The following is a 5,980-nucleotide window of genomic DNA, read 5'->3' on the forward strand; positions in this document are numbered from 1 at the left end:
GGAAATACTCGGTGGCCCCACACCGCGCTACTGACCAGATCGACCAGTGGCCCCGAACGTCAATATCGGTGGCCCCCAAAAGCTCAAATACTCACGAACGTCCCACTGACGTTCTGGTGCGCATCACGACAACAAATATTTGCGGTTCAGATTTGCACATGTACGAAGGACGCACCGATTTCGAGGTCGGACGCACGTTTGGTCACGAGAACATGGGCGAGGTCATCGAGATTGGTAATGGCGTCGACGCGGTGAAAGTCGGCGATCGAGTCGTGCTGCCGTTCAATATTTCTTGCGGGTTCTGCAAGAACTGTGAGCGTGGTTTCACTAACTACTGCACGACCACACAGCCCGCCCCGGGTGCCGCTGGCGCCGCGTACGGCTTCGCTGGTATGGGTCCATATTCCGGCGGGCAGGCCGAAATGCTTCGTGTGCCCTACGGTGACAACAACTGCCTACGTTTGGGGGAGGACGCCGTAGAGAAGCAAAACGATTATGTGATGCTTTCCGACATATTTCCGACGGGCTACCACGCTACCGAGATGGCAGGTGTGATCCCCGGTGACACGGTGGTGATTTACGGTGCGGGTCCGGTCGGGCTGATGGCTGCACTGTCTGCCACGATCAAGGGCGCGAGTAAGGTCATGGTCGTAGACCGGCGTCCTGACCGGCTGGCTCTCGCCGAGCAGATCGGCGCGATCGCCATCGATGATTCCAAGACTGACCCGGTTCAGTTTGTACTGGACCAGACACAGGGTGTGGGAGCGGATCGGGGTTGTGAATGTGTCGGCTATCAGGCCCACGACCCAAACGGCACCGAAGACCCGGCGATCACATTGAATCGGCTGATCCAGTCCGTGCGCTTCACCGGCGGCATCGGCGTTGTTGGAGTCTTTTTGCCGGCAGACGCGGGTGGCCTAGATGAGAACGCCAAACAGGGCAAGTTTGCCATCGACTATGGTCTTCAGTGGCTTAAGGGCCAGACTCTCGGCAGCGGCCAGTGCCCGGTGAAAAAGTACAACCGGCAATTGCGTGATCTAATTGCCGTGGGCAAGGCCACACCATCGTGGATTGTTTCTCACGAGATTCCCCTCAGCGAAGCTGTGGATGCCTACAAGAACTTCGACGACCGGATCGACGGTTGGACCAAGGTCATCCTCAAGCCCTAAAACGCCAATCCCGAAAGATTGCGCCGCGACGCAGTCACCGAACGGCCTCGACCGCACCGCCTCGACCGTAGAGGCGGTGCGGTCGACTCAGTCCGGGACTGCTGTCGATTTAGCCGACATCTGACTTGCTGGAATTAGGTTCCCTCAGTGGAAGGATCAACGCCAGGACCCGACAGCCTTATCCCCTCTAATTCAGCCGTGAACTGGTGGAGCAAGAAGCGGACGTGATGCGTCGGGCGATCGGATACCTCTGTCGGGAAATCACCCCAGACTGATGTATCCGCTGGTCCCTGACCTTGCCACGGGGATGCCCGTGTTCGGGTGCCCGTTGCGGTGACCTGTAGGGTATGGCGCTTGCCCACCCCGGTCTTATACGCGGGACTGAAAAGCCGGTCACCGACCGGGACGGCCAGATGGGCATCAGACTGAACCGTCCCGGTTGGTGGCTAAAGCCGAGCCGAGTCGGCCGGCCACAGTTTGTATCTATTTAGCGATCTCGGCGTAGTGGTGCTCGTCGTAATCTGACTTCAGGAAGGTGTTCACGGTGTCGTTAAACGCGTTCCAGTGCGGCGTCGCGGCATGGGCATCAAGGTGCTCTTGGCTTTCCCAGTGCTCGATCAGGGTGTAGCTGTACTTGTCGTGGGCGTTTTGCCACAACTGGTAGAGGGAGCAACCGTCTTCTTTGTTGGACTCGATGACCATGTGGTTGAGAAGCTTGACGAATTCGGCTTCGGACTCTTGCTTCAGGTCGAAGAAAACGTTGAGTGTGATCATGGGAACCTCCAAGGTGATGGATTGACGAGATCGACCGACGGCCGATCTCACTGATGAGCCTTCCGCCGCGGCAGCTACATCATGATGTTGTTTATTGCGGGTAGCCCACAGATTCAGGTACTACGAAGTTTGAAGGTGAGCTTCGTGGTGTTCCCGATTATGGCAATGTTGCACGTCTTGAGTCCGGCTGAGATATCTCGCAATGCGCCACCTTGCAGGGGCTGGCCGACGACCATCGGTGCGGACGTTGTCGTTGCCGCCGAGGTCAGGATCACTGACGGATTGTGTCCTGTAGAGGGCGCCTCTGCAACCGCACAGATGTTCTGCACTTTGCGATGCGCCCCTCGTTGACGCCAAGATCGCGTGTGACGGGAGGGCCTTCGAAAAGCTATCACCGGTCACTTGATTTCCCCCGCCCCCCCCAAAAACAGCCCGCCGACACCGCCTCATGTTTTTTTGATTCGTCTCCCACGGGGCGGGAGATGGCTGGCCGGCTGCTCTTCATACCCTTCGGGTCAGCCTTCTCACCTGCTACCGTTGTCTTCAATTCTGGTAGTCGTCGCCGTCGGGTGAAGTTCACCGCAAAGCCCGCTTGAGCATTTGCGCTTTGGATAGGTCTGAAAAATCGGAGTATTCAGTGTCGGATTCATTAACAATCGGCGATCGCGTCTCCTGGTCCACTTCACAAGGGCGCACGCACGGCACAATTGAGGAACGTCGCACCAAAGACTTTCAGTTCGACGGTCAAAAAGTTCACGCCTCCGACGACGAACCCGCCTTCATCGTGAAGTCCGAAAAAACTGGGGCAAAAGCAGCGCATAAAGGTTCAGCGCTGCGAAAACTCGCAGCTGACTAAGCATTGGAGATCACGCCGCACTGCGTGCCGTGCTTTCGCATCCACTCATTCCCTGACGGGCGAACTCCGCATGGTGGCGCCTCTCGGTAGTTTTTCTCTGCGACCCAGTCTTGCTATATTTCGTGCTTCGGACGGTCATCAGAACTCAAGACCAATTGGTCAGTGCTGCGACGATCGCTCGCGATTCACGTTACCCAGATAGGTCCCGGAAACCTTGACATAGTCAAGGCGCGAATGCAGGCGATAAATGGTGCCTTTTCCGCAGCGCTCCCTTGCATGACGGGACAATGACACAACCGACAATCCCGATCTGCACTTTTGTTACCGATGCTTGGGTTTTTACAACATGTCCAAGTCAATGAAGGTGAGGTCGCCAATAGCTTCGTCGTCATCAGTTGTGGCTACCGGCGACGGTAATCTCTCAATTCGTATCATCGTGGCGGGAGTGACGAGAATCCGCACCAATTGGCCGCTTCTTCCGGGAAGGTCGACGAACGCCCCGCCGGCGTGCACTGCGGCAAGAATTTGCGTTTCAACACCGCTGAGCTGGGCGTCTTCGATGGCATGGAGCGATTCGTTGATATTTACGAGAAAGGTCATGCCTGCATTCGGTTTGAGGAAGAGCGTTGCTAGCGACGGTTTTCTTGAAACGTACGCTCGTGAGACGCATTCGAGGAGTCCGTTTCCTGGTTAAGGCAGCGCAAGTTCAGTCGCGGCTCTGGTGTTAACGTCTGGGCGCGCTCTGGTTTTCGGCCCGGCGAGTGCCACTTCTACGACAGGGGAAGCCACCGGGGGACGTCAGCGAGAACTGACGGCTCTCGCGTGTCCGCCCTGCTCGCTTTCTGCGGCATTGTTGGCTGTCTTGGTGCGCTGAGACGCGCTGAGGTGACCGACCTGATTCGGGAATTGACCACACCGATACTGGCGCTGGAGAACCGTGACGACAAATCAGATTCGCAGAGCCAAACAAAGCTAACTATCTTTCGCGTCGAAGCAGGAGATCAAATGTTCTCGTGAAAATGTCTTGAATGAGTGAACCGTTTTGGGGTGCGTGCCTGTGACGGTGGCGGCGTTCAGGCTGAGAACCCCGGGGAAGGTCCGCCGATTTAGGCAACCAACTCGTGTCCATCCACGCTTCGGGTCACGGTATTGCGTTCTCAAAAAGCTGGTGGGATCGGGTGATTCGCGGGGCTTGCGGGTTGTTCTCTCTAGTTTGCGATGACGCTGGTGTCGGCGGGGAGCAGTATTTCGACAAACTTTCCACTCGGGGTGGAGGTGCGGGTGGTGATGGTGCTGCGTTGGGGGATAAGTCCTTGCGCGGCCCAATCGGCGTGAATTATTCCCGCGGTAACGGCCTCGCGAACGTCCGTTTCGGTCACGTCGGAAATGCCGACCGCGTCGTCTGCCAGTTGGGTGAGCTTGAACTGGGTTTCATCGACAGCGAATTCGATATCGATCAGAACCCGTTGCTGGATCATCCTGCCGATCGAAGGAGGATGGGGATCTCGACCGGTTCGGCCACCAGGCGCAACCCGGTGGAGGCATCCGCGGTGGCGGCGATGACTTTCAGCCATTGCTCGTTAATGCGTGGTGCCCGGTTTCCGTTGAACCGGAATCGAATTTCCGTTGTCGGGCTGATCCACAAAGTCTCCCGACCACTGCCGATGTCGGTTGATCGGTCGAAACAGAATGCGGCGCTTTTGCCCGCGCGAAGCAGGCTCAGCAGGACGATTTTCAGATGGGCGAGGGGACGGTCGTCGATTTCGACCGCGTAACTGTTGTTGCCGTAGTAAAGGAAACCCATTGAACACACACTCCTTGCGGTTGTGGGAATCGAGGCGACAGTCCGCCCCGCTTCATTTGGTCATTTGGTCATTTGGTCATAGGCCAGGCGTTTGCTTCTTCCAACGGTGGATTTTTACTGCGGCGCTGCTTTGGCGCCGACGCAGTGGGCGGAACAACGCAGTGGTACCAGCCCGGGTCGCCAGGTCGCGTTCCGGTTCGATGGTGCCGCTGAAGTGTGGGCGGTCAGCGGCTGCGGCCAGCGCAAGTTCGAACGAATCGACATACGCCCAGCTGACCGGCGCCGCTAACCACAGCACTTCGTATCGGTCACTCTCGAGCCGTTCAATATAGCCGTGCAGCCGGTCTGGATCGCCCTCGTCGATGGATGAATTCGAGATACGCCATGCGGTCCGGTTTAAGCGGATCACTTCGATCCCCGCGGTGACGTTCGATAGAGAACGTATTTCTTGAAGTGTCATCTGGTCTGTGCCTTCGCCTCGGGAATGAGAGAAGTTGGTGAAACAAAAAATGTCACGATGGCCCCAATCCGCAAAGATATTCGGATGCACCAGGGGCTGGAGTGACGATGACCACTGTGACGTTTCATCGACCGGATGTCAACTTCTCGGCTTGATATCGCGACCCACTGCGATTACGTGCCCTGCGGTCGGTTTGCGTGTGTGGGGTACCGTATAAAAAAACTGTCCCGGACCTGACGGTCCAACGGCGGAAGGTCACGATGGTGTTTTGGTTGTACGGCATCCTTTTCACGGAAACGCAGGTCGGCGATCTGCACTTCGTCTACGGGCGGGGCGGATCGGTGTGACCGACTCGGCCCATGCGGAAGCAGTAATGCCGCAGCCCGCTGAAGCGCATGACCTGTGTCGCCCGTTTCTGAGTTCTCTTCCCGTCTCGGGTGCGTCCGTCACAGTGATGACGGCCTCCGGCGCGCGGATGACCCTCTGCTCAAGTAGTGCGATCGCGGCGCGTATTGACGAGCTGCAGTTCGAACTCGGTGAAGGGCCGCAAAGTTCGGTCGCCCGTTCAGGCCACATCGTCATGGTTCCGGATGTCGCCTCGGGAGGCCACGATGATTGGCCGGTGCTGGGTGCAGCGCTTGGCGAGTTGCCGGTCGGCGCGATCTTTTGTGTCCCGATTCAGATGGGTGCGGTCACGGTGGGAGTTGCAACCCTCTATAGCGACAGACCTCTCGTGTTGGACCATCACCAACAGACCACGGCGTTGATGATCGCCTCTGCAATCGCGGGCGGCACTGTTCAGCAGGCAATGGTGGCGGCGCTCGATGACACGGCTGTGGAGTCGGCGGCGGCGCCGGCGCTTCGACGAGAGGTTCACCAGGCCACCGGCATCGTTCTTGTTCAGTTGAACACGACCG

At 57.7% G+C, this 5,980-nt stretch carries 9 protein-coding genes; 4 read left to right on the forward strand and 5 right to left on the reverse strand.

What is annotated here, in order from left to right; all coding sequences use genetic code 11:
* Positions 1–68: 68 nt before the first annotated feature.
* Positions 69–1,169, forward strand: a complete 1,101-nt coding sequence (locus tag RCH11_RS17910) for a glutathione-independent formaldehyde dehydrogenase (protein WP_327058394.1) — start codon at positions 69–71, stop codon at positions 1,167–1,169.
* Between the two features lie 483 nt (positions 1,170–1,652).
* Here RCH11_RS17910 and RCH11_RS17920 read toward each other — a convergent pair whose 3' ends face one another.
* Positions 1,653–1,943 carry a putative quinol monooxygenase gene (locus tag RCH11_RS17920; protein WP_327058386.1) on the reverse strand — a complete coding sequence of 97 codons (291 nt, stop codon included), beginning with the start codon at positions 1,941–1,943 and terminating at the stop codon, positions 1,653–1,655.
* A gap of 637 nt (positions 1,944–2,580) precedes the next feature.
* On the opposite strand from RCH11_RS17920, the gene RCH11_RS17925 reads away from it, so the two are divergent.
* A complete protein-coding gene (locus RCH11_RS17925) occupies positions 2,581–2,799 on the forward strand; it encodes a DUF2945 domain-containing protein (RefSeq protein WP_327058387.1) in 219 nt (72 codons plus the stop codon).
* Positions 2,800–3,138: 339 nt separating this feature from the next.
* Here the strand turns inward: RCH11_RS17925 and RCH11_RS17930 are convergent, their stop codons facing one another.
* Positions 3,139–3,399: a hypothetical protein gene (locus tag RCH11_RS17930; protein ID WP_327058388.1), complete on the reverse strand. Its 261-nt coding sequence runs from the start codon at positions 3,397–3,399 to the stop codon at positions 3,139–3,141.
* Positions 3,400–3,621: 222 nt separating this feature from the next.
* On the opposite strand from RCH11_RS17930, the gene RCH11_RS17935 reads away from it, so the two are divergent.
* Positions 3,622–3,816, forward strand: coding sequence for a hypothetical protein (locus RCH11_RS17935; RefSeq protein WP_327058389.1), 195 nt, complete (start codon positions 3,622–3,624; stop codon positions 3,814–3,816).
* A gap of 191 nt (positions 3,817–4,007) precedes the next feature.
* Here RCH11_RS17935 and RCH11_RS17940 read toward each other — a convergent pair whose 3' ends face one another.
* From RCH11_RS17940 to RCH11_RS17950, 3 genes are all read right to left on the reverse strand, one after another.
* Positions 4,008–4,277 carry a hypothetical protein gene (locus RCH11_RS17940; RefSeq protein WP_327058390.1) on the reverse strand — a complete coding sequence of 90 codons (270 nt, stop codon included), beginning with the start codon at positions 4,275–4,277 and terminating at the stop codon, positions 4,008–4,010.
* Positions 4,274–4,603 (reverse strand): DUF7882 family protein, encoded by a 330-nt coding sequence (locus RCH11_RS17945; protein WP_327058391.1) that lies wholly within the window; start codon positions 4,601–4,603, stop codon positions 4,274–4,276. Before RCH11_RS17945 ends, RCH11_RS17940 begins: the two co-directional genes overlap by 4 nt.
* Positions 4,604–4,679: 76 nt before the next feature.
* Positions 4,680–5,063 carry a hypothetical protein gene (locus RCH11_RS17950; protein ID WP_327058392.1) on the reverse strand — a complete coding sequence of 128 codons (384 nt, stop codon included), beginning with the start codon at positions 5,061–5,063 and terminating at the stop codon, positions 4,680–4,682.
* Between the two features lie 373 nt (positions 5,064–5,436).
* Between RCH11_RS17950 and RCH11_RS17955 the strand changes: the two genes are divergently transcribed.
* The coding region (locus RCH11_RS17955) for a GAF domain-containing protein (protein WP_327058393.1) at positions 5,437–5,980 on the forward strand (544 nt) is incomplete at its 3' end.

This window comes from Glaciihabitans sp. GrIS 2.15, assembly GCF_035984695.1.
Classification (GTDB): Bacteria; Actinomycetota; Actinomycetes; order Actinomycetales; family Microbacteriaceae; genus Lacisediminihabitans.